The following is a 25,173-nucleotide window of genomic DNA, read 5'->3' on the forward strand; positions in this document are numbered from 1 at the left end:
GATCAAACTCTCAATTTAAAAGTTTAATCTATACTCATATTACTTATAAAAGAATTGCTGGTTTATGTTAATATCTTCTGTTTAATTTTCAAAGACCATTTCTTTGTCGCCCTCAAGCGACTTTCTTAGTTTAACATCACTTCGAAACTTTGTCAACAACTTTTTTCAAAATTTTATTTGTTATGTTGTTGCCCTGTCTCTTGCTGACGAAATTTATCTTACCATGTTATATGAATAAATTTTATTATTATTTCTTTTGTTTTTTAAATTATATTATAATTACCTTTATTTACTCTAAATTACTATGAATTAACTGTATTGATACACTAGGTTAAGTGTTTATTATAATAATTGATTTTTATTGTTTTTTTGTATAAATTTGTATTATTTTCATTTGTAATTATTTATTTTTATATAATATTATAGAATTTTTTAGTGTAAAAATAATCTTTTGTTTAGTTTATACAATATTTTCTATAGTATTTTTAATATAATTTATTTAAAATAGCTTAATTATATTTTTAAATCTTTAGATTATTTCTTTGATAGTGTATTTAAGTTATTAGTAAATTCCTCTAAGCTATATTTTGACACTTTAATATCCGCTGCATTTTTGCCTATATCTGTTGAATAAACTATATAAGTTGATAAAACTAAAAAAGCTACTAATGAAAATATAACACTTTTGTTTAAATACTTTATAAATAAAAGTCCACCTAATATAGATATAACTAGCCATAACAATTGTGATGAGGCTTCTATTTTTAAAGAATTAACAAAAACCATACATTGTATAATGGCAAAAAATATAAGTATACCTGCTAATATTAAAAATATAGTTATTATAGATGAAAATAAGTATGCAATTATAAGATTGAAAAAGAAATTATTAGTAAACTCTTTCTTCTTTAATATATAAGAAGCAATAAATACATTTATTATTGCAATTAAGAATATCCCCTTATAAGATTCTAATATTGAAGTTCCAAAGAAGTTTACTAAGCTTTCTAATAAAAGAGTAGAATTTATATTTCCATTATAAATTCTAGCTCTAGATAACTCATTAAACTCTATTTCAGAAACCTCACTAATAAAATTTAGAACTGCAATTCTCATTATTATCATTATTAATACAAATAAGATTATTTTTGCATTCACTTCTTTTGAATATTTCTTAGATGATTTTCTAGCCATTAACCCTTCCCCCTAAATCATAAACTTAGTTTAATTATGGCCATATTTTTTTCTTTTAATCACAAATAACCTAAGTAATATTTTTTTATAATTTTATCTATTTAATTCTTTTAATCGTTAAATTATTTTTTTAATAATTGGTTTTTATTTCTATTAAAAATAATTTTTTATGCCTTTTGTTAACTTTTCTTTTAAAAGTTAACTTAAAATTTTCAAATTATCTGTGGATATTCCTCTATGATTTAAGGTATAATTTGTTGAAAATAAAACAAAACTCTCGAAAAAATATATTAAAGATAGGTGATTAAATGAACAAACTTAAAATTGTATCTTTGTTTATGAGTAGTTTTTTAGTGGTTAGTGCTTTTTCTGCTCCACTAATAACAAAAGCAAATCCCCAGGTTAATAAATTAGAAGAGGAGAAAAAACAAATTAACGAAGAAAAGCAAGCTAAAAAGGGAAAATTAGACGAAATTAAAGATAAAATTGAATCTAAACAATCTGAAGTAAACTCAGCTCAAGCAAAAGTTACTGAATATGAAGAAAAAATACAAACTTTAAATAACGAAATTTCATCTACTGATTCTGAAATAACTAAAGTACAAGATTCAATAGAAGAAAATACTGGTGAAATTAAAAAAGCTAAAAAAGAACAAGACGAAAAGCAAGAAATTTTAGGTGAGAGACTTAGAAATGTTTATAAATCTAATTTAAGTGATAGATTTCTTTACATGATTCTTGAATCTAAAAGTTTTGGCGAGCTTTTATCTAACATAGCTAATATAACAACACTTGTTAAAACAGATAATAAATTAATTGATGAAATAAAAGATTTAAAGAAAGAATTAGAAATTAGAAGTGAACAACTTGAGGAGTCTAAAGATACTTTAGACAAAAAGAAAAATGAACTTCTTTCTAAAGAAAAGTCTCTTACTGAGACAAAAACAGAACATGAAAATACTTTAAACAATTATAAATCACAGTTAAGTGAATTAGAAGAGTTAGAGAGTCAAAAAAATGCTGAACTTAAATCTTTAGCAGAAAGAGAAGATGAAATAGAGAAGGAAATTCAATCCTACTTTAAACCAGCTCCTGCTCCTGCTAAAAGCGAAAGTTCTTCAAGTAGTAATGGAGGAAGTAGTAACTCTAGTTCTGGTGGTAGCTCTGCTCCATCACAAAATAGTGGTTCTTCTTCAAACAGCCACTCATCTAGTGGATTTATAAGACCTGTTGCGTCTTCTTCTATAACTAGTCCATATGGTCCTAGAGTTCATCCTGTAACAGGAGAATATAAAGTTCATACTGGAGTAGACTTTGCAGCATCTATGGGTGAACCATTCTTAGCTGCTCAAGATGGAGTTGTAACTGCAGCTGAATATCATCCTGCTTATGGTAATATGGTAATAATAGACCATGGTAATGGAATTAGCACATTATATGCACATGCATCTCAATTAAAGGTATCAGCTGGTCAAAGAGTAAAACAAGGACAAGTAGTTTCTCTAGTAGGTTCTACAGGATATAGTACTGGTCCTCATGCTCACTTTGAAATAAGAGTTAATGGACAACATGTAAATCCTATGAATTATATAAGTTAAACTATATAAAAAGAGATAGCTTTTAAGCTATCTCTTTTTAATTTAAAAATTCTATAATAAATTTAAACTAAGACTAACATATTTTAAATATGTTGACTAATTTAAGTAATTCTTCCCCATAAAACTAATTTAAAATTAATAATTCAAATTTTAAATACTTTATTTTTTTAGAGTTAATAACAATTTATATGTTTTACTATCCTTGAAATTAAATATTATTTTTTTTTGATTTATAATATTCCTTTAGTCTGTCTCTTTGTTCTTTAACAATAAGCTCATCTACCATTACACTAAGTTGAAGCACTTCCTTAGTACAGCCATATTTCTGATATAAACCTGATAATAAATCTTTTAACTCATTAGTAAACATTTTATCATACTCTCCCTCTTTAATCTTTTAATATCATCCCCTAAAATTTAATATGTTATTTTTTAGACAATTCATCACATTATTTCTATGTATTTAAAAATATAACAAATAGCCTTATATATATTCTAAAATCATTTTCATAATTAGTAAATAATTTTAGAATTACAAAATTCGACCATATTTTTTTATTACAGAGTTATGATTTTTTATACAATATATTCTATTTCTCATGATTTTTTTCTTATTATTATGTATTTTTTACTAAACGGACTAATTTTTATTATATATTTTTAATTTTACTCTATATATTTATTAGATAGAAAATATTTTTAAATTATAAAATTTCATTATTTTAGAAATTTTTTATGTAATGTAATTATTTTGAAATTTTACTTTTAAATAATGAAACTTTTTCTTTTTCAAATTAAAAATAGTAAAATAAATCAGTAAAAATTTTTACTGAATTTTTTTTAGAAAATTAGTATTTTTTATTTTATATACCATAAAAGTAACTATTTTATCTTATCAAAATTATTTCATATTCACAAATTTAATTTATAATAGAAATATTAAGTATATTTTATCATTTTAATATTTATAACAATAAAATAAACTTATTTATTTTATTATTATTTACTAAAAAAGACACCTATCAAAATACTTTGATAGGTGTCTAAATGCTTAAATAAATCTAAATTAAATATTAATCTTTAAAAATTTTACTCTTAAAAGAACTTATTCTTTTTCTTGCCTGTCCTATAGTTAAGTCTAATTCATCAAAGGAGAATCCATCCTTTTCTTTTAAAATCTCCATAAGATGCCCTATTCTAGGTAATCTAAGATTAACCTTTCTTATGGTATCCTTCTTAGAAAATACCTCCTTAGGATTTCCACTTAGTACAACTTTTCCTTCTTTCATAACAAAAACCTTATCACAATATAACGGAACAATGTCTATATCATGAGTGGCTATTATTATTGTTATTCCTAATTCTTTTTGCATCTCTAATAATAATTTCATTATTTCTGATACTCCAAGAGGATCTAATCCTGCTGTAGGCTCATCTAATATTAATACCTTAGGTTCCATAACTAAAACCCCAGCAATTGCTACTCTTTTTTTCTGTCCAAAACTTAAGCAATGTGTAGGTTTGTCTTTTAAATGCTCTATTCCAGTTCTTTTTAAAGCTTTATGTACTCTTTTTTTCACTTCCTCCTCTGGCAACTTCATATTAATAGCACCAAAGGAAACATCTTTATATACACTAGCTGAAAAAAGTTGATTATCAGGGTCTTGAAAAACAATTCCTATGTTTTCTCTAAGTTTCATTATTCCTTTTCTTGAGTAATCTATTTCCTTATTGTTAAAGAGTATTCTTCCTGAAGAGGGTTTTAATATGCCATTAAAATTTTGAAATAAAGTTGATTTTCCAACACCATTTCCCCCTAATATAGCTGTAACCTCTCCTCTTTTTATATTCATATTTATACCTTTTAGAGCATGAGTTCCATCTGAATAATTATAATTAAGCTCTTCTACTTTTAATATATACTCTTCCATAAAATCCTCCTACTCTATTTAAAAAATATAGCTATTCCTATAAAAATAAGATTAATTAATATAGTTATTATATATATGTAATTTCTCTTTTCAACCTCTTCTTCAATAACTTTAATTTCTCCATTATACCCTCTAGCTTCTAAAGCTGTGTATAAATCATTAGCTCTTTTAAAGGAACGGATAAATAAAGTTGATGCTAAGGCTCCTAGAGATTTATAAGATGTTTTTATATCCCTATATCCAAGTCTTGAATTTTGAGATATAAACATCATTTCTGATGTTTCTAATATTATAAATATAAACCTGTAAACAAGCCCTATAAGTTCTATTAAAAAACTAGGTACTTTCATCTTAGTTAAAACAGATATTACATCTATCATTGGAGTTGTTAAAGATATAAAGTATAAACAACTTAAAGAACCCATTACTTTTAAAAACATATTAGCTCCTTGATTTATACCTTCTTTTGAAACTCCAATCCATCCATTAAAAAATCTAAAGGATATTAAAAATTGCCCTTTGTTTAAAGAATAACTTATAACAATTGTTAGTATTCCAATTATTAAAAAAGTTATAGGTACAGTCATTAACCTTAAAAAAACTTTAACTTTAGTTTTGCCTATTCTAATTATTAAAAAACTCATAATAGCTATTGTGCATATAGATACTAGAAAATTATTAGCAAAAAGACAAACAAATAAGGTAGTTAATGCAAAAAATATCTTCTCTGTAGGATTAATATTTTTTAGTTTAGATGAATAAGCATAATTATCTATATTCATCATTTAATTCTAATTCCACTTTCTTTTTTCCCTTTAAGTAACCTATTCCAAAACCAATTATTCCTGCTCCAATTGCAGCTTGAAGAGCAAATAATAAACTTTCTATTTCTCCACTTGCAGGTTCAAATAAAGGAGAAAACCAAGGTTCATAACTTTCATCTATTTGAGTTATAGCCTCTTCTGCTTGGTCATCAGAACCACCAAACTCTCCATTACTAGCTACAAAGAAAGGTATTATAGTTATAAATACAACTAATAATAATAATATAATATTTTTTGATGCTGTTTTATTTTTCATTATTTTACCCCCTTTGCAAAAATATTAAGTTCCATTAAGTCTTCTTTTGCATAATTTTCTATAGTGTTAAAAATTATAACTGTTAATATTCCTTCACTTATAGCTAAAGGAATTTGAGTTATTGCAAATATACTCATAAATTTCATAACTGAAGCCATAACTCCACCAACTTCAGCTGGGAAAGCTAGTCCTAATTGAACTGAAGTAACCATGTAAGTAGCTAAATCTCCTAGTGCAGAAGCTAAAAATACTCCTAACCAAGTTGGTCCATTAAGTTTTTTCACTAATTTATAAAGTCCATAAGATACTAAAGGTCCAACTACAGCCATTGAAAAAGTATTAGCACCAAGAGTAGTAAGACCACCATGAGCTAAAAGTAAGGCTTGGAATAAAAGTACAATAACACCTAAAACTGAGGCTGCTGTAGGTCCAAATAATATAGCTGCAAGTCCAACTCCTGTAGGGTGTGAACAACTTCCTGTAACTGATGGAAGCTTTAATGCAGAAAGTACAAAAGCATAAGCCCCTGCCATAGCTAATAAAATCTTTAATCTTGGGTTATTTTTAACTTTACTTCTAATAGAAAATAATCCTAATACTATAAATGGTATTGTTATAACTCCCCATGCTATACACCATTTAGGTTGTAAAAAACCTTCCATAATATGCATAGCTAAAACACTTCTTGGTATTAATAAGAACATTAATAAGAATCCTATAAATACTTGATTTCTTTTTGACATAATAACTCTACTCCTTAAATTATATTTTGTTTTGTGTCCCCCACTTGTATGTGATATTGAGAAAAATATTTCTAACATAACTTTAAAATTTAATATGTATTTTTAGGTTTAAAAGTTAAATTGATTATTGTTTTGTAAGTATAAAGTTTTGTTAAAAATTTCATCTCATATAAAAACCCCTAGACATTGCGTCTAGGGGGTTATAACAAATCTATAAAAATATAACTTACCAAAGCACAACATCTCCTATTTCCCGTAGGATACTGATGTTTTAAAATAGGCAGGTCTTCTGGCTCAAGTATCATAATTTTTTTGTTGCCTTCCCAAAATAAATTTCAGTGGCTTAAAATACAAAAAAACTCCTCTCTTACAGCGGCGGGACCGCGTGGGATTTAAACCCAACTTCCCTTTTAATAAAGTTCATAATTATGAACTTTTAACCTATTTTTAAATATTTATTTTTACAATACTTTAACATTATATAGCATATATGCTTTATTTACAATTAATCTATTAATTTTTTTATATAAATACTATTAAATATTATAATTAAAAGTAGATTTTAGCTTAATTTAAGGTAGTAGTAACCTCTCTGTAAATATATTCAGTTGTTCAATTGTTAAAATTTTGTGTATAATCATAATAAAGAAAAAATTTATTTAGGGGGAATTAAATTGAAAAAAAGAAATGTACGTACTTTAGATGGAATCATTTACTCTTTATTTATAATGATGACTATAGCAACTCTCTTTGTAATATATAGAGACATTCCAAGCAAAGCTACTTTAAACTTCGTTACTGCCTATGCTATCTTTGCAATTATTATTCCTTTATATATATTAATAAGAGTTTTGTGTACTGTAAAACACTTTACCTTTTCAGATGTAAAAAAAGAAGGAGTTAAATTTTTTATTTTATTTGTAGGTTTATTAATCCTTAGATTTATTGGTGATTTATTTTTACCTTTACCAGATTTAAGATTAAGCAGAACTTTACCTTCTTCTCTTATTTTTGCTTTTGGAATAACCTGTTTTGATATAGCTTTATCAAAAAGACCAAAATAAAATAGGTCACAGTTAAATCACTGTGACCTATTCTCTTAATCTAAAATAGCACTTGTTGTTTTAATTTTCTTCTCAACTGCCTCACTAAACATTTCCTTAATAACTTCTGTATAAAGTAAATCAAGTAAAAATATTTGAGGAATTTTTGATGATATAGAACCAGTTTCAAAGATAGTTTCAGCTGAAGTATATGTTAGGGCATAGTCAGCTAATTCTCTTAATGGATTTTTACTATCCTCTGTTAAGCTTATTATTTTAGTTCCATTTTCCTTAGCTTGTTTTACAGTTTTTAAAACCTCTTTAGTTGTACCAGAGTTTGATATTGCAACCATAACATCATCATTATTTGTAATTGAGGACATTATAACCATTGTATGACTATCTGTTACTGGTATAGTTGTAAACCCAATTCTCATGAATTTATAATTTATATCCATAGCTGCAATTCCAGAATATCCTATTCCTATAAAATACACTCTCTTAGCATTCATAATTAAATCTTTGCATTTAAACATTAAATCTAAATCTATATTTTTTACAGTCTGCTCTAATATGTTTATAGAAGATTTAAGCATTTTATTAGCAGTTTCTTTTAAACTTTCATCTCTATGAACATGTAAATTTATTATACTTGTATTCTTTTTATTTGAAATTTCCTTAGCTAAAGTTACCTTAAAGTCTTGAAAGCCATTAAATCCTAATTTCTTAGTAAATCTTGTTATTGTTGCTTCCCCTACACTAGATTCCTTTGCTATTACAGAAATTGATTTATATATAATATTGTCTAAATCTGATTCTATATATTCAATTAAATTTTTTTCTGATTTAGTTGCCTTAAATTTTGGATTTTCTAATTGCTCTAATATTCCCATAAAGTACCTCTTATTCTATTAGTAATTAAACTTAATTTTATAGGAATACTAAAAACTTATTTAAAGCAAAATCCTTTAAAATTAAGTTAAGCATAATATTTTAAGTATATCATTCTTGTCATATAAGCTCCATAATTTATATAAATATATTAGTATACAAACTTTAAATTAATTTTAAAGTTTATAGTTTAATCTAAAGTTGTAATAAGCCCCCTTCATTCCAGCAGTATTTTTTAACTCTGCAAAGGCTATTTTTGTATTTTTATAAACAGATTCTATTAAGTATTTTTTTAAACTATTTTCAATTAAAGGTCTAAAAATTTCCTCTCTAGCCATTATTCCTCCCCCTAAAACAACTACCTCAGGGTTTATTAAATAAACTACACTTGATAGACATAAAGCTAAATTATCTGCTAATTTTTCAACCTCTTCTTTGCATATTACATCTCCTTTTTCATAGTTATCTAAAACATACCTTCCATCTATAAAGCTTGTATCAAGACCTTTTCTAGAGGCTACATTTTTAACTAAAGCACTTGTAGATGCAATATCTTGAATTTGCTCTCCTCTAACTATCATATAACCAATTTCTCCAGCTGAGTTGCTAAAACCATGTAGTATCTTTCCATCTATAATTAAAGCTCCCCCAATTCCTGTTCCAATTGTTAAACAAGCCATTGACCTAGTTCCCTTTCCAGCACCATAAGAAAATTCTCCTAAAGCTGCACAGTTTACATCATTTTCAACGAAACAAGGTAAATTAAATTCTTCTTCTAAGATTTTTTTTACTTCAACCCCTGTATAATTAGGTATAGTTGGCCCTGCAAAAACTATTTTCCCTTCTTTAGGACAAACCATTCCAGCTGTTGATACGGCTATACCTTCTATTTTATTTTTCTTAATCATTTCATGAATTATTTCTTTAACCTTTTCTATAATACTTAAGCCACCTTTTTCAGCTTCAGTATCTCTATCATTAGTCTCAACTAAAATTCCTTCTTCATTTATTATTCCATATTTTATGCTAGTTCCACCTATATCTATAACTGCAAATAAACTCATATATAAATCACCTCTATTTTTATTTTAATTTTCATATGCAAGAAAGGCTGTACCTAAAAATGCCTATAATTCATAAACTAAAATTTTAATTTTGTTTATTTTTTAAGCAACAGGTACAACCTATAAAAATGTATTATAAAATAACTTTATAAATAGCTTTCTTGACCTCTGAAGGCTCCTTATCAGCCTTTAAACAAGTCATGTGTATATCCTCAGGATAACAAATTAGAAAATCACCTTCTTCTAATACTACTGTAGAATTTGCCTCTCCATCAAAGGATAAGAAATCATCTTTCTCTACATATTCTTTAAAATCTAAATTTTCTTTGAAATTTAAATCTATTCTTTCTTTTCCACTAAAAACTACATGAACATCTATATACTTTTTATGTCCTTCCCAAAAACGATCTTCCTTATCCTTTGTAGTATAATTAACTCTATTAAAGAAAAGTTCATCACCTTTTATTTCATGAGTACCTGCTTCAAAATCTATTACCTTATTATTTTTTGCATGTAATAAAGCCTCTTTAACAAGCTTTGGTAAATAATCATAAGCCTCTAAATTTAATAAATTCCCAAATATCATTTTTTTCACCTCTAAAATCTATAATTTTAAAGTAGTGCTGACCCTTAGAAAAATATTTCTTCTAAAAGTCAACACTATCTTTAACTAAAAATTATTCTATTAATTATTAACTAATTCACCTTCATTTTTATTGTAGTAAATTGTTGCTTCATTTAATGTTTTTTCATCTGCTAATTGAGATTGAGTCATTAATGAAACTATCATACCAACTACAACTGAAACACCTATTGATATAATTGAGTATGACCATATGCTTACATCAAATCCGCCATACTTACATAATATAACTGCAATAGCTGATGCTATAAATCCAGCATATGCTCCTGCTTTTGTAGCCTTTTTAAAGAATATTCCTAGTACAAATATTCCAGCTAGTACACCAAGAACAAGTCCCATAAATCCATTGAACCATTCATAAGCTGAGTTTACTCCACCATTTGCAAGTATTACTGCCATTGCTATTGAAGCTACCCCAACACCTAAAGATACATACTGAGCAATCTTAGTTTGCTTTTCCATAGACATATCCTTTGTTATAAAGTTTTGAATGTCTAAAGTCCAGCTTGTTGCAACTGAGTTTAATCCAGTTGAAAGGGTTGATTGAGCTGCTGCATATATAGCTGCTAAAACTATACCTGTAATACCAACTGGTAATTGGAATGCTATATATGATGCAAATATTTGGTCTTGTTGAGCAGTTTGTAATAATTGTGGATTTTGATTATAGAAAACATATAAAGCTGTTCCTATTAAATAGAAAACTGTTGCTACAAATAATGATAATACTAAGTTACCATAAGTCATTTTCTTTAATTGTTTTATATCTGTAGTAGTAGTAAACCTTTGCACTATATCCTGACTTGAGATATATGAAGAGAAAGTATTTAATCCTCCTCCAACTATTAATAAGAATACACTTGTTTTAAAGATATTAGCATCAAAAATTGGTTCTTGTGAAGCTAAGAATTTTCCACCTTCAGTTAACTCACTCATAATAGCTCCAAAGCCACCATTTATTGTAGAAATTAAGAATATTAAAGAAAATATTATACCTGCTATAAGTACACAACCTTGAATGAAGTCTGTCCATAAAACTGACTTTAATCCACCTGTGTATGAGTAAATTATAGCTATTACACCCATTGCAATTATAAGTAGATAAACATTTATTCCTGTAAGATTTGCTAATACCATAGATGGTAAGTACATTATAATTGCCATACGTCCTATTTGATAAATTATAAACATTACAGCACCAAGAATTCTAAGACCTTTATCTTTATATCTTATTTGTAAATATTCATAGGCTGTATCTATATCTAATCTACTATAAACTGGTAAGAAAAATCTTATTGTAAGAGGTACTGCTACAAACATACCAAGTTGAGCAAACCACATTATCCAAGTACCTTTATAAGAGTTACCAGCTAGTGATAAAAATGAAATTGGACTTAATAAAGTTGCAAATATAGAAACTGAAGTAACCCACCAAGGTATAGTTCCATCACCTCTGAAGAACTCTTTACCTTTCATCTCTTTCTTAGAGAACTTTAACCCAGCATAAAGAACAGCTCCTAAGTAAACAACTAGAACAACTAAATCAAACTTCGTAAACCCTTGCATACCAATTCTCCCCCTTTTTTTCAATTTTTACATAGGCTAGCTTAATTAAAGCTAGCCTAAATTATAGCCCTTTAAATTAATTTTACCTTTTAGATTTTAGAAATATTTTTTATTTATTTCTTTAGCTTTTTCAATCATCTCTTCAGTAGCTTCTTTCATAGGTTGTCTACAGTAACCTGCATCTACCCCTTGTTCTTGAAGAATTAGTTTAATTGTTTGGTAAAGACCATTATTTAAGATATCAGTTATTAAATCATTAGTTACATGTTGAACTTCTAAAGCTGTTTTAATGTCTCCTTTTTGTGCAGCCTCAAAAATTTGTCTTGCTCTAACACCGTTTACATTAAAGGTTGAACCTATAGCACCATCAACTCCAAGAACTGTAGCAGGTAACATCATTTCATCAAAACCAGCAAATATTAATTTATCTGGGAATGCTTTTCTCATACGTTCTAATAAATAGAAGTCAGCTGCTGTAAATTTAACACCGATAATCTTATCATTTTTAAATAGTTCAGCAAATTGGTCTATTGACATATTTACTCCTGTTAAGAAAGGAATTGAGTAAATTATAAGTTTGTTATCAACAGAGTTTATTATTGTTTCGTAGTAATTTTTGATTTCGCTAAAGTCGAATTTATAATAAAATGGAGTAACTGCTGAAATTGCATCATATCCTAAATCTGTTGTAAACTTAGCTAATTCAACAGCCTCTTTTAAGTTAACTGAACCTACTTGAGCAATTAATTTAACTTGTCCCTTTGCTTCATCCATAGCTATTTCAAAAATTCTTTTCTTTTCATCAGTTGAAAGCATAAAGTTTTCTCCTGTACTTCCACCTACATAAAGACCGTCTATTTTACATACATCAATATTGTGTCTTATTATTTCTCTTAATCCCTTCTCATTGATGTTTCCATCCTTGTCAAATGAAACTAATAATGCTGAATAAATACCTTTCATGTTCTTATTCTCCTCTCAAAATCCTCTTAATATTTCTTTTATTTTAAAATATCAGTAAATCTCTTAGTTATTTGTTGTGGTCTTGTTATAGCTCCTCCAACTACAGCTGAATATGCTCCTAAATCAAAAGCCTTTTTAAGGTCTTCAGGAGTATTTATTCTTCCCTCACAAATAACTGGAATTTTTACCGCTTTTACTAACTTTTCTAAAAGTTCAAAGTCTACACTATTACTTTGTGTAGAGTATGGAGTGTATCCTGCAAGTGTTGTAGATACACAATCAAAACCTAACTTTTCAGCCTCTATACCCTCTTCTAAAGTTGAGATATCTGCCATAGCTAATCTTCCATTTTCATGTATTGCAGAAACCAAATCTTTAATGTCCTCATTGTTAGGTCTTTTTCTATTTGTTGCATCTAAAGCTATCATTTCACAATCAGTCTTTAGAAGCTCGTCCACTTCCTTCATAGTAGGAGTTATATAAATCTCTGAGTCATCGTAATTTCTTTTTATTATTCCGATAACAGGAAGTTTAGTAACTTTTTTTATTTCATTAATATCATCAACGCCTTGTGCTCTTATAGCAACAGCTCCACCTTCTTTAGCAGCTACTGCCATCCTTCCCATAATAAAAGAACTATGCAAAGGTTCATCTGATAAAGCTTGGCAAGAAACTATTAAATTTCCTTTTACCACGTCTAACATTTTATCACCTTTTTTCTGAAAATTATTTTCTTTGCATTTTTATTGTAATCCTTTTCTAAAAATATTTCAATAGTTTTTGAAAATATTTTTCTTTTTTATCTTCGTTTTCTTTCTACACTCTTTAACAGAACAGTTTTTATAGGGTTTTTTCTCATATTTTTTTCAAACACTTTTAGCTAAATTTCGATTTTTGAAAATTTATTTCACTTTAAATTTAATCTTCAAAAAGTTTTCATAGTAATATTTTTAAGTTGAAATCTTAAAATATATGTAATAAATTTAGAATTTTAAAAAGTTAAATGCTTTTAAAAGTAAGACTTTTTACTATTTTAATAATAATTTCGACACTTAAAATAAAACACTATTTTTTCTATTAAATAAAAAATAGAAATACTTATATATCCTTACTTTTAAGAAGTAATAATATATAAATATTTCTATAAGTCTTTAAAGTTATTTTTACTTACTATTTTCTTTTAAAAACTTCACTACATAATCAAGATTTTCATAAGCCTCTTTAAAGGAAAATTTAAATTGATATTCATGCCAAAGCCCTCTATTTTCATAAAAATTTCTATAAACCTTAACTCCTAGTTTTTCTAGAGAATTAGCAAATTCTTTTCCTTCATTAAAAAAAGGGTCAATATCTCCTACAGTTATAAAGGTACTTGCATAGTTACCTGTAATATGTTTTATAGTTGATAACTCCTCTATATTTTCATAGGATTCAAAATCACTTTTTCCTGTTAAAGCTTCCATATATGTTTGTATTCCTGGAAATTTAGTGCTTCTTAAAGTTTCCATATTATAAAGACCACAAAATAATATAATACCTTTTAAAAAAGAATTTTTTATTGAAGCTTTTATTTTCATCCTTTTTTCTAAAGCTTCATTGCTTATAATTGCTCCTAGTTCACTTGCAATTTGAGCTCCTGCAGAATCTCCTCCTATAAAAATTCTTTCCTTATCTCCCATAAATTTATCTGCATTTAAATATACATATTTTAAAGCATCATTACTTTGAATAATTTGACTTGGATATTTATACTTAGGTGCTAAAGCATAATTTATATTAAATACAACAAAACCATAACTTGCCAAGGTTATCATATAGCTTTCAACAGTTTCCTTGCTATTTGCTATATACCCTCCCCCATGAATCCACATTAAAACTGGTGCCTTTTCTTTTAATCCCTTAGGATAATAAACATCTAACTTATTATTTTCTGAAATTTTTGAGGCATATTCTATTTCTTTTAATATATTAACCTTCTTCTCCCTTTCCTTAAAATCCTTTGGCCCCTTAAAAACACCCAACTGAAATACCCATCTATAAACTCTATAGGCTAAGTTAAAGCTTACAAAAAACTCTAATAAATTAGATAAAAGGCACATAAATTTTCCCTGTAACTTTCTAAACCACATTTTATCACCTTCTTAAGCCTTTATTTCTTTCTGTGATTTTTACTCCCTTAAATAAAAAAATATATATTTATTTTAGTATAGATAATTATTTTTTCCAAAAAGATAAATAATTAGATTTATTATAAAAACTAAAGAAATTTAACCTTAATTATAATAATAAACTTTTAAACTTATTAAATTTACTATTTAATGTATATATTCTGTAATATTGCATAATATAAAATCTATATCCAATAATTTCTACAAAGTATTTTTCAAGAGAATTTTTTAATATAAATTTTATTAATTGACTTTTTATACAAATTTCTGTTACAATTTGTTTATTATTTTAATAAAATTTTTTATTTTTTGATACATATTATTAATAAATAATTTATATTAACATAATTCTTAATAAATTCATTCTAAAAGGAGGAAAAATTATGTGGAAAGAATTTAAAGAATTTGCCATGAAAGGAAATGTAATAGACTTAGCTATAGGTGTTATTATAGGTGGTGCTTTTGGTAAAATAGTAACATCCTTAGTTAATGATATTATAATGCCTGTAGTTGGAAGTTTAGTTGGAAAGGTTGACTTCTCTAACTTATACATAAATTTAAGTGGTAAACATTTTAACTCTTTACAAGAGGCTCAAGCAGCTGGAGCTGCTACAATAAATTACGGACTATTTTTAAATAATTTAATTAACTTCTTAATAATAGCCTTTTCCATTTTCATAGTTGTAAAACAAATAAATAAAATTAAAGATTTTGCAACTAAAAAAGATGATGCTAAAGTTGAAGCTACAGAAAAAACTTGTCCTTACTGTTTCACTAAAATAGATATAAAGGCTACTAGATGTCCTAACTGTACATCTATTTTAGAAGAAGCTAAAAAATAAGCAAAACATAATACATAAATACTAAATAAGGCTGTATAAGACCTTAAAGATTTTATTTTTTATCTTTAAGCCCTTTATACAGCCTATAAAAATCTATTTATTTTTTAAGTTTACTGTGTACTTTCCTGTACCTGAATTTCCAAAGGTATAAACACATAAATAATATTTTCCTGCTTTTACTTTGCAATTATTACTTAACTTATTTCCCTCAGCAATTGCATAATCTGCATAATTATTTAAATCATCAGCTGAATATAATAACCAGTTCATTTGTATATTGTCTAAGTTCTCAACTAATATATTTAAATCACTATCCTTTTCTATATCTATGCTATAAATGTCCTTAAGGTCATCATTTCCTAAAGTTCCATTTATCTTGCTATTGCTATTAACCTTCATAGCCTTGTTAAATTCATTATTGTTTTCAACTTCTTCTATAGCATCTTTTTCTACTTCTTTAACATTATTTTTAAGATTTCCTTTTACATTAACTGTATAAGCACCCTTTTGATTATCATAAGTATATACACTTAAATAATATCTTCCAGGTTCTAAAGTTTTTTCACCTTTTAATTCTGTTCCTTCATTTCCTGTGGCATACATTACATAGTTACTTAAATCTCCTTCTTTATAAAGTGTCCAAGTTATGCCAACGGAATTTAAATTATCAAGAGTTATTTTAACATTTCCTCTCTTATCAACATCAAAGTAATATTTATCTGAATAGTCTTCCTCTGATAAAGTCCCCTTAACTAATATATTAGATTTAGGTATTTGATTAGCTTTTTCAAAATCATTATTTGGTTCACTTTCATTCATAACCTCAACAGGCTTATCCTCTGTAACAGTTATCTTCTTACTTTCAGTATTTAAAGCACCATTATTATCTGTAACTGTTAATTTAACTTCATATTCTCCTACCTTGTTAAATTTATGAGTAGCCTTAGCATCCTTAGATTTTTCTCCATCTCCAAAATCCCACTCATAAGCTTTTATTTCTCCATCTTCATCCTTTGAAGCTGTTCCATCAAAGTTTATTTCATCTCCAACAACTACAGATGAATTAGATTCTATAATAGCTTTAGGTTCTTTATTAAGATGAACCTCTGTATTTGTATCTGTATTCATACCATGGAATGAAACATCATAAAGATAATTTCCATTTTCATCTACTCTATGATTTACAAAGTATGCAGTAACAGTTTTGTATCCATTCCATTTTTTCTTAGCTAATTCTTTTAGTATATCGTTTAGCTTAGAGTTCATATCTTTCCAGTCATTTTCTTCTCCTTGACTTCTTCCCCCTACATATGTTCCTTTCATATCATAAGTTGTGAAGAATTGAGATTTTTCTACATTACTAGAAAGGTCTTTTATATTTGAAACTTCTTTTATATCATTTTTTATTTCTTCTATATCCTTAGGTTCATGTCCATTTACATATTCATCTGAAACTAAAGGTACATCTAAGTTATCCATATTATTTAGTAAGGAATCTATGTAAGATTCATAACTATCATCTAAATTATAATCACTACTAAGAGATGCAATGTAATTTTTATAAGAATTTACATCATTTTTCTTTATATAATCTGTCATCTTGTTAAAGATTGAAATGTTATTGTTATACATATAGTTAGATAATGCAAAGCCATAGTTATAAAAATCCCAAGAACCATACTTAGCATGTAGTACTGAGTATAAAGACATTCTGTTATTTCTATCATATGCTAGTCCTTGAGCAACTGATTTTCTTGGTTTTATTCCATCAGTTCTAGTTGAACCTGCAAAAAACTCTGCTGTTCCTTCTTCATACCAAGTTAATACTCCATCTTCATAAAACTTACCTTGTCCCCACATTCCTGGAACTACATATCTTCCTTGAAGATAGTGAGTAAACTCATGACGGAATAATTCTTCTAAAGTATATATACTTTCCTCTGGTGTTCTTTCATAAGTAAAGAAAGTTCCTATATTCTCAATATATATTCCTCCATTATCAGTACTAAATCCATTTATTATACGATTTAATTTATATTCTTCTGGTGAGTTGTAAATAACAACAGTTAAAATATCATCTGGATTTCCTTCTTCTAAAGGCTTGTCATTTTGAACTACTCTCATAAATTGAGCCTTAACTTCCTTTGAAGCCCAGTATAATCTTTTAATTTTTTCCTCTGTTACCTTATCTCCAGCTTTTACTACAAATTTTCCATCATCAAAATTATATGTCTTTGGAAGATATTTTTCTCTTGCATCTTCCTTTATTTTATCAAAATCTATATCATTTCCTTCGGAATTTTTTCCATTAAAGTTTAAGTCTAAATCATTAGCTGCCTCAATATATTGATATGATAAATAAGGATACTCTTCCATAGCCTTTTCTAAAGCTCTTTGAGAAATTGATTGATTTTCTCTAAATTTCCCCATTCTACCTGTATAGTATAAAGCATTGTTTACAAGCCAGGCATTATCTTTATTTAACTTATCACCTATTGTGCATAGTCCTTCTAATTTTTCCATGTATGGATCTATTCTATTGTAAAACTCAGTATTTTTAGCATCATATCCCTTTGTATTGTATATTACTGAATTTGTGTAATAATCAATACCCTTCATAAGATTGTATACTGCATTTCCCTTACTATAGCTTTTTCCATAAGTATCTATGTTATCTTTATAATCACTTAATATATATATACAGTTATTTATAACTTCAGTATCTGCTGAGGTATTACCTATTAATCTTCCTAAGGCTTCAACAACTCCATCTTGAACCTTTGTTCCTAGTCTAAAATAACTATTATACTCAATGTTTTTCATAGCTTGTAAACATTGATTTTTTGATTGTGTTGTATTTAAATAAGCTAAATCCTTATTATAAAAACCTAAATAATATCCAGCTCTTAAAAATTCAACTAAAGTTGGAATACCTTTATCATCCTCTGCTGTATAAGTTCTTCCACTTTCCTCTAAACCATATATTATAGCTTGAACACGGTCTCTATTACTAAAAAAAGTATATGAACCGTCATTAAAATTAAATAAGTCAGGTACATTTTCATAATTTATAGTTTTTATAAGTTCAACTAAATCACTATAATTCATTCTATTAAGTTCATCAAAGGTATAAATCTTTTTATTCTCTGCTCTCTCTAAAGCATTTTTAGGACCTAAAGGTCTATTATTGTCTGTAGCTACCTCATCTTTTAATTGATTTTTACAATTGTCATAAGATGTTATCTCTCTAGTAATCTGTCCATTATCACTAGGCTCCCCCTTTTTATCAGCTGCAAGTACCCTAAAGGAACTGTTAAATAAAATAAATGCTGATAAAGCAAAAGTTGCCGACAATCTTTCAACTAACTTAATTTTTGTAAGCTCTCCCCTTATTAAGTTTTTTTTCATGTTTAAATGCCTCCTATATTTTAAATAATATTTATATAAAAAACCTAATTTATATTTTTAAATAGGTTCTTTCTATACACATTAATTTAAAATAACCCTACACATTTAAAATTTATTCACCACTTGTTATTATTTTATTAACATCTAAATTATAACATAAAATTTGTAATTTTTTATGTTTAATTTCTAATTTATCCTATTATTTTTAATTTTTCTAAATATATTTTTTAATTCACTAATAATTAAAATTAAAGTTTATTAATTGCAAAAAAATATTACGCCAAATAGCTTTAAATTTTTCAAAGCTATTTAAGCGTAATATTTAATGGTAACTTAGGTAATTGTTTAAACTCAGGGAATTTTTTGTATAAACACTATTGTTATACACTAAAACTTTAAGCAATTTATATTAACTCCTAAGAGTTAATTTCATAAAATTAATTTAAGCTCTTAAAGAATCTAACTCCTTAAGAATTTGGTGGGTAGCCTCTGCGCTTCTACACAAGACTAGAATATGATTTTTTCTAGCTATAGTACCAGCTATCCTATTTTCTTCAAGCTTCTCTATAAACCTTCCAATCAGACTAGCCATGCCATCTGAAGTATCAACGGCTATGAAATTTTCCTGCATAGAAAGCCTTTTTACCGAACTTTTAAATATATTTTTAAACTTCTTTATGAAATCATCTTCTTTTAAAACAACATATCTTTGTTCATGATTGGCAACGGATTTTTTTCTTATGTTCAGTTCGTGAAGATCCCTTGATAAAGTAGCTTGTGCTACCTTTACCCCAGCTTCCTTAAGTTCAATCATTAGTTCTTCTTGCTTTCCTATACACTTGTTTTCAATTATATCTAATATTATTTGATGCCTTAAAGATTTTTCTGTACTGATAATAATCTCCCCTTTACCATCTTTAATACTATATAAATTAAAAATAAGGTATTTTTTTAATTTATCTTACTATTTTTGTTCCTGATTCTCCCTTTAATGCTTCTTTAGCTTTGTCTAAGGAAGCTATTATTGCAATTTTATTGTCTCCACTTTGAACAAACTTCTTACAAGCTTCAACCTTAGGAAGCATACTTCCTTTTGCAAATTGCTCTTCTTCTATATATTTATCAACTTGTTCTAAGTTGATTTCTTTTAGTTCTTCTTGATTTGGTTTATTAAAGTTTATGCAAACTCTATCAACGGCAGTTAATATTAATAGAGCATCTGCCTTTAATATTTCAGCTAATTTTTCTGCTGCGAAATCCTTGTCTATAACTGCAGGAACTCCAGTTAATCTGTTTCCTTCTTGTATAACAGGGATTCCACCTCCTCCACAAGCTATTACAACAAAACCATTATCAACAATAGTTTGTATTGCTTCTTTCTCAACTATATCTAAAGGTTTTGGTGATGCAACTACTCTTCTATATCCTCTACCTGCATCTTCCTTCATTACATATCCTTTATCTTTTTCTAGCTTTTCAGCTTCTTCTTTGTTGTAGAATGAACCTATTGGTTTTGTTGGATTTTTAAAACCAGGGTCATCTTTGTCAACGATTACTTGAGTTACAATTGTATCTACTGATTTATTTATTCCTCTTTTTAATAGCTCTTCTCTAATAGTATTTTGAAGATGATATCCAATGTATCCTTCTGAGAAAGCACCTACTACATCAAAAGGAAATAATGGATTTGCTTCGTCAGTTTGATGAGCTAATTCTATGCTAGCTAATATTTGTCCAACTTGAGGACCATTTCCATGAACTATAGATATTTCATGGCCTTCTTCTATTAAATCAGCTATTGAAACAGCTGTTTTTCTACATGTTTCTAATTGACCTTCTGCACTTTTATCCTTTGAATCTTTTTGTAGAGCATTACCTCCTAATGCTAAAACTATTTTCATAATTTTATTCCTCCTTGATTTTAAAAGCTTGTATTTTTAAATATTTTATATACTTATTGACCCGTTAAATAACATAACTACTGCTATAATAGCTATGATTACAACAATTATTGCTAGTATTTTTTCTTTTCCTACAAATACTTTTGCATCTTTATTATGTTGCTTCTTACCAATGTAGAAGAATATAATACCTACTGCATATAAGATGAAACATAATAATAAGTATTTAAGTCCAGCTGCATAGCATAACCAGATAGCGTAAACGGTTGCTATACCACCAAAAATTTTATCTCTTGTTCTTCCTGAAGGATTTAAATCATATGTTTCTCCTGTTAAGGCTAACTTAAATCCATACATAGCACTTAAAAGATATGGAACTAATATTGCTGTACTAGCTACTGAATATAGAGCTTGATAAGTACTGTTTGCAACTAAAGTTAATATTAAAAATGCCTGAACTAATAAATTAGTTATAATTAATGAACCATATGGTGTTCCTTTTTTGTTTAATTTACCAAAAATCTTAGGTAAAACACCATCATTAGCTGCTACGTAAGGGATTTCTGCTGCAAGTAATGCCCATCCAAGAAGTGAACCAAATAAAGATACTATTAATCCTATATTTATAATAACTGCTCCCCATTTACCTACTGCAAATTCAAGAACATAAGCCATTGATGGATTATCAAGACCTGCAAGTTTAACTCTATCCATAACTCCTAAAGACATTAATGTTATTATCATATAGATTATTAATGTTCCAACAAGACCCATAACTGTAGCTTTACCTACATCACTTTGTTTTTTAGCTCTTCCTGAAACAACTACTGCACCTTCAATACCTATGAAAGTCCATAAAGTTACTAGCATTGTACTCTTAACTTGATCAACAATGCTTCCTAAATCACTTGTTCCCCAAAACTCAAAAGTAAATTTGTGAAAGTTAAAGAAGAACAATAATATTACTATAAATAAGAATATTGGAACTAATTTAGCTATTGTAGTGATAAGATTTATAAGTGCTGCTCCACTTACACCATTTAAGATTAATAATGTAAATGCCCAAAGTAATATTGATGCTCCAATAATAGATGCAACGTTATTTCCTGCTCCAAACATAGGTATGAAATAACCTATTGCTCCAAATAAAAGAACGGAATAAGATACATTTCCTATCCATGCACTTAGCCAATATCCCCAAGCTGAGTTAAAGCCTATGTACTCTCCAAAACCAGCCTTTGCATAACTATAAACACCACCTGTTAATTCAGGTTTTCTATTAGCTAAAGATTGATAAACAAAAGCTAAAGCAATCATACCAATACCTGTTATAATCCATCCAATTATAATGGCTCCAGTACCTGCTCCCCTTGCCATATCTGAAGGAAGGTTAAAGGCTCCTCCACCAATCATAGAACCAACTATTAAAGCAGCTAGTTGAGCAAAACTCAATTTATGAGGTTCTCTATTTTCTGACATATACTTTCACCTGCTTTCTTTTTATTCAATTAAAGAAAGACAGTATTTATAATATAATGAAAGGAAAATTCAGTTATTAAGCCTAAACTTTAAATTTTAATAATTCCTTAGATTAATATTATAAATACAGCCTTTAATAAAATTTATTATCTACCAGCAGTTGCTACCATTACTGCTTTTATTGTATGCATTCTATTTTCAGCTTCATCAAATACAACTGAATTTTTGCTTCTAAATACTTCATCTTCAACTTCTCTTATGTCTAGACCTAATCTATCCATCATGTCTTTACATACTTCTGTATCTTCATCATGGAATGAAGGTAGGCAATGCATGAATAAAGTATGTTTATTTCCTGTTTTATTCATCATTTCTCTTGTAACTTTGTATGGAGTTAATAATTTAACTCTTTCTGGATATAGACTTTCATCTTCACCCATTGATACCCATATATCAGTATAGATAACATCTGCACCTTTAACAGCTTCATCAACATCTGAACAGAATTCTATGATTGCACCAGTTTCTTTTGAATATTCTTGCATTTCTTTAAGAATTGCTTCATCTGGTCTTAAGCTTTCTGGTCCTAAAGCTACAAAGTGCATTCCCATTTTAGCAGCACCATACATTAAAGCGTAGCTCATGTTGTTTCTTGTATCTCCTGCAAATACTAATTTTATTTCTCTTAATGGTTTGCTTGCATGTTCTTCTATTGTTAAGAAGTCTGCTAGTATTTGAGTTGGGTGGTCAGCATCAGTTAAACCATTCCATACAGGAACTCCTGCATATTTTGCAAGTTCTTCAACTGTTGATTGCTTAAATCCTCTAAATTCAATACCGTCATACATTCTTCCTAAAACTTTTGCAGTATCTTCAATAGATTCTTTTTTACCCATTTGAGAGTTAGTTAAGAATGTTACATGAGCACCTTCTTCAGCAGCTCCACACTCAAATGCACACCTTGTTCTAGTTGATGTCTTTTCAAATAATAAAACTACGTTTTTACCTTTTAAGCTATCTCCTAGTATTCCAGCTCTTTTTTTAGCCTTTAAATCATGTGATAAATCTAATAAATATCTAATTTCTTCTGGTGTAAAATCTTTTAAAGTTAAAAAGCTTCTTCCTTTTAAGTTAACTGCCATTTTGAATTCCTCCTAAATAGTTAATAAATTTTTATATTATAAATATTTCAATTTATTATGAAATTTAAATTATAAATCTTCTCTTATTAAAGGCATTGACATACATCTTGGGCCCCCTCTACCTCTTGATAACTCAGAGGATGGTATTACATGTAATTTGATACCTTTCTTTTCTAATATTGCATTAGTTACGTAGTTTCTTGAGTAAACTACAACTTCTCCTGGTGCGATTGCTAAAGTATTTGAACCATCGTTCCATTGTTCTCTAGCAGCTATTATTGCATCTCCGCCACCACATTTTATTAATTCAATATCTCTCTTTAGATATTTCTTTAAGATATTTTCTAAAGTATCGCATTCTTCAACTGCAATTAATTCTCCATCATTTTCAGGGTCTTTAGTTATTGCATAAACTTCTAAAGGTCCTACAATTCCTGGATGAACTGTAAACTTGTCATAGTCTACTTGAGTAAATACTGTATCTAAATGCATAAATGCTCTTGATACTGGTATTTTGAATGCTAGTACAGTTTTGAAAGTTGTATCTTTATAGTAAAGTAATTTTTTAGCAAGTTTTTCAACAGATGCTGAATCTGTTCTTTGAGATATACCAACTGCTAAGATTTCTTTTGAAAGAATTAATTCATCTCCACCTTCAAGGGAAGTATTTTCTTCTCTATTGAACCAGAATGGAATATCCTTTCCTTTAAATCTTGGATGATGTCTAAATATATATTTAGCAAAAATAGTTTCTCTATTTCTTGTATCAGTTCTCATATGGTTTAAAGTTATACCATGTCCAATTGTTGCAAATGGATCTCTTGTAAAGTAAAGGTTTGGCATAGGGTCGCATATGAATGGATAAACATCATTTACTTGTTCATATAAAGATTCTCTGTGATAATCTTTAAGTTCTTCCTTTCTAACTCCTGCCATCATTTTATCTATCATTTCTTTATTAGTGCTAAAAGATTTAAAATATTTTACTAATGCTTCTTTTAATCCTTCACTTTGTACTCCTGCTTCGTCTATAAATTCTCTTATGAATTTATCTTTAACTTCGCAATCAGTATCCATAGTTTCAGCAGCAAGAACTTCTAAATAAAGAACTTCTACTCCCGCATCTCTTAAAGTTTGTGCAAAAGCATCATGCTCTTCCCTCGCAACCTTTAAATATGGAATATCATCAAATAATAACCTATCTAATAAATCTGGAGTTAAATTTTCAATTTCTTCTCCAGGTCTATGTAGTAGAACTGTTTTTAATCTTCCAATTTCGGAAGTAACATTTAAAGCTCTGTCATCACGCATAAGACTTACTCCTCCTCTAAACTTTTTATTTTTAATATTGCTTACACATTCTTTATACACCTTTTTCAAAACGTTTTCAAATCCCTATTTGGTAAAATATTGTATACTGAAATTATTTTTATTCATCAATTTAATGAATTTTTTTTTAAAATTTTAAGAATTATTCTTTAAAATTAAATATTTCAAGGTATCCAGTTACTGTATTT

The 25,173-nt window shown here is 27.6% G+C and carries 22 protein-coding genes and 1 riboswitch; of the genes, 3 read left to right on the forward strand and 19 right to left on the reverse strand.

Translation table 11 applies throughout. The annotated features are described in order from the left end of the window. Positions 1–534: 534 nt before the first annotated feature. Positions 535–1,194 carry a hypothetical protein gene (locus AC4FRL_RS10480; protein ID WP_491140150.1) on the reverse strand — a complete coding sequence of 220 codons (660 nt, stop codon included), beginning with the start codon at positions 1,192–1,194 and terminating at the stop codon, positions 535–537. Positions 1,195–1,502: 308 nt separating this feature from the next. Between AC4FRL_RS10480 and AC4FRL_RS10485 the strand changes: the two genes are divergently transcribed. Continuing rightward, the gene (locus AC4FRL_RS10485) at positions 1,503–2,792 is read left to right on the forward strand and encodes a murein hydrolase activator EnvC family protein (RefSeq protein ID WP_491140151.1); all 1,290 of its coding nucleotides are present in this window, start codon (positions 1,503–1,505) and stop codon (positions 2,790–2,792) included. 208 nt (positions 2,793–3,000) lie between these two features. Here the strand turns inward: AC4FRL_RS10485 and AC4FRL_RS10490 are convergent, their stop codons facing one another. From AC4FRL_RS10490 to AC4FRL_RS10510, 5 genes are all read right to left on the reverse strand, one after another. Further along, positions 3,001–3,162, reverse strand: coding sequence for a hypothetical protein (locus AC4FRL_RS10490; protein ID WP_491140152.1), 162 nt, complete (start codon positions 3,160–3,162; stop codon positions 3,001–3,003). 703 nt (positions 3,163–3,865) lie between these two features. Further along, positions 3,866–4,723 carry an ATP-binding cassette domain-containing protein gene (locus tag AC4FRL_RS10495; RefSeq protein ID WP_491140153.1) on the reverse strand — a complete coding sequence of 286 codons (858 nt, stop codon included), beginning with the start codon at positions 4,721–4,723 and terminating at the stop codon, positions 3,866–3,868. Positions 4,724–4,737: 14 nt separating this feature from the next. Beyond that, the gene (gene cbiQ / locus AC4FRL_RS10500; protein WP_491140154.1) at positions 4,738–5,508 is read right to left on the reverse strand and encodes a cobalt ECF transporter T component CbiQ; all 771 of its coding nucleotides are present in this window, start codon (positions 5,506–5,508) and stop codon (positions 4,738–4,740) included. After that, positions 5,492–5,803 (reverse strand): energy-coupling factor ABC transporter substrate-binding protein, encoded by a 312-nt coding sequence (locus tag AC4FRL_RS10505; RefSeq protein ID WP_491140155.1) that lies wholly within the window; start codon positions 5,801–5,803, stop codon positions 5,492–5,494. Before AC4FRL_RS10505 ends, cbiQ begins: the two co-directional genes overlap by 17 nt. After that, positions 5,803–6,546 carry an energy-coupling factor ABC transporter permease gene (locus AC4FRL_RS10510; RefSeq protein WP_491140156.1) on the reverse strand — a complete coding sequence of 248 codons (744 nt, stop codon included), beginning with the start codon at positions 6,544–6,546 and terminating at the stop codon, positions 5,803–5,805. Before AC4FRL_RS10510 ends, AC4FRL_RS10505 begins: the two co-directional genes overlap by 1 nt. Before the next feature lie 262 nt (positions 6,547–6,808). Beyond that, positions 6,809–7,006, reverse strand: a riboswitch (cobalamin riboswitch). Positions 7,007–7,220: 214 nt separating this feature from the next. Here AC4FRL_RS10510 and AC4FRL_RS10515 point away from each other — a divergent pair. Beyond that, the gene (locus AC4FRL_RS10515; protein WP_491140157.1) at positions 7,221–7,610 is read left to right on the forward strand and encodes a hypothetical protein; all 390 of its coding nucleotides are present in this window, start codon (positions 7,221–7,223) and stop codon (positions 7,608–7,610) included. Between the two features lie 35 nt (positions 7,611–7,645). Here the strand turns inward: AC4FRL_RS10515 and AC4FRL_RS10520 are convergent, their stop codons facing one another. From AC4FRL_RS10520 to AC4FRL_RS10550, 7 genes are all read right to left on the reverse strand, one after another. Then, on the reverse strand, positions 7,646–8,482 hold the full coding sequence (locus tag AC4FRL_RS10520) for a MurR/RpiR family transcriptional regulator (protein WP_491140158.1): 837 nt from the start codon (positions 8,480–8,482) through the stop codon (positions 7,646–7,648). A 174-nt stretch (positions 8,483–8,656) separates the two neighbouring features. After that, entirely contained in the window at positions 8,657–9,544 is an 888-nt protein-coding gene (locus AC4FRL_RS10525; RefSeq protein ID WP_491140159.1) for an ROK family protein, read from the reverse strand. A gap of 133 nt (positions 9,545–9,677) precedes the next feature. Beyond that, the gene (locus AC4FRL_RS10530) at positions 9,678–10,130 is read right to left on the reverse strand and encodes a NanQ anomerase/TabA/YiaL family protein (RefSeq protein ID WP_491140160.1); all 453 of its coding nucleotides are present in this window, start codon (positions 10,128–10,130) and stop codon (positions 9,678–9,680) included. A 99-nt stretch (positions 10,131–10,229) separates the two neighbouring features. After that, on the reverse strand, positions 10,230–11,753 hold the full coding sequence (locus AC4FRL_RS10535) for a sodium:solute symporter family protein (protein ID WP_491140161.1): 1,524 nt from the start codon (positions 11,751–11,753) through the stop codon (positions 10,230–10,232). A gap of 96 nt (positions 11,754–11,849) precedes the next feature. Beyond that, the gene (locus AC4FRL_RS10540) at positions 11,850–12,716 is read right to left on the reverse strand and encodes an N-acetylneuraminate lyase (RefSeq protein WP_491140162.1); all 867 of its coding nucleotides are present in this window, start codon (positions 12,714–12,716) and stop codon (positions 11,850–11,852) included. Between the two features lie 38 nt (positions 12,717–12,754). After that, positions 12,755–13,420, reverse strand: a complete 666-nt coding sequence (locus tag AC4FRL_RS10545) for an N-acetylmannosamine-6-phosphate 2-epimerase (protein ID WP_491140163.1) — start codon at positions 13,418–13,420, stop codon at positions 12,755–12,757. 459 nt (positions 13,421–13,879) lie between these two features. Further along, positions 13,880–14,845, reverse strand: a complete 966-nt coding sequence (locus AC4FRL_RS10550) for an alpha/beta hydrolase (RefSeq protein WP_491140164.1) — start codon at positions 14,843–14,845, stop codon at positions 13,880–13,882. Between the two features lie 422 nt (positions 14,846–15,267). On the opposite strand from AC4FRL_RS10550, the gene mscL reads away from it, so the two are divergent. Beyond that, complete coding sequence (gene mscL / locus AC4FRL_RS10555) at positions 15,268–15,726, forward strand: large conductance mechanosensitive channel protein MscL (RefSeq protein ID WP_491140165.1); 459 nt, start codon at positions 15,268–15,270, stop codon at positions 15,724–15,726. A gap of 93 nt (positions 15,727–15,819) precedes the next feature. On the opposite strand, the gene AC4FRL_RS10560 is transcribed toward mscL, so the two are convergent. From AC4FRL_RS10560 to arcA, 6 genes are all read right to left on the reverse strand, one after another. Continuing rightward, entirely contained in the window at positions 15,820–19,134 is a 3,315-nt protein-coding gene (locus AC4FRL_RS10560) for a collagenase (protein WP_491140166.1), read from the reverse strand. Between the two features lie 442 nt (positions 19,135–19,576). After that, positions 19,577–20,074 carry an arginine repressor gene (locus AC4FRL_RS10565; protein WP_491140252.1) on the reverse strand — a complete coding sequence of 166 codons (498 nt, stop codon included), beginning with the start codon at positions 20,072–20,074 and terminating at the stop codon, positions 19,577–19,579. A gap of 16 nt (positions 20,075–20,090) precedes the next feature. Then, entirely contained in the window at positions 20,091–21,035 is a 945-nt protein-coding gene (gene arcC / locus AC4FRL_RS10570; protein ID WP_491140168.1) for a carbamate kinase, read from the reverse strand. Positions 21,036–21,080: 45 nt separating this feature from the next. Next, positions 21,081–22,514 carry an arginine-ornithine antiporter gene (gene arcD, locus AC4FRL_RS10575; RefSeq protein ID WP_491140169.1) on the reverse strand — a complete coding sequence of 478 codons (1,434 nt, stop codon included), beginning with the start codon at positions 22,512–22,514 and terminating at the stop codon, positions 21,081–21,083. A 146-nt stretch (positions 22,515–22,660) separates the two neighbouring features. Beyond that, a complete protein-coding gene (gene argF, locus AC4FRL_RS10580) occupies positions 22,661–23,656 on the reverse strand; it encodes an ornithine carbamoyltransferase (protein WP_491140171.1) in 996 nt (331 codons plus the stop codon). Between the two features lie 69 nt (positions 23,657–23,725). After that, positions 23,726–24,967 (reverse strand): arginine deiminase, encoded by a 1,242-nt coding sequence (gene arcA, locus AC4FRL_RS10585; RefSeq protein ID WP_491140172.1) that lies wholly within the window; start codon positions 24,965–24,967, stop codon positions 23,726–23,728. Positions 24,968–25,173 lie beyond the last annotated feature (206 nt).

It is taken from the genome of Clostridium sp. TJA032, from assembly GCF_058310275.1.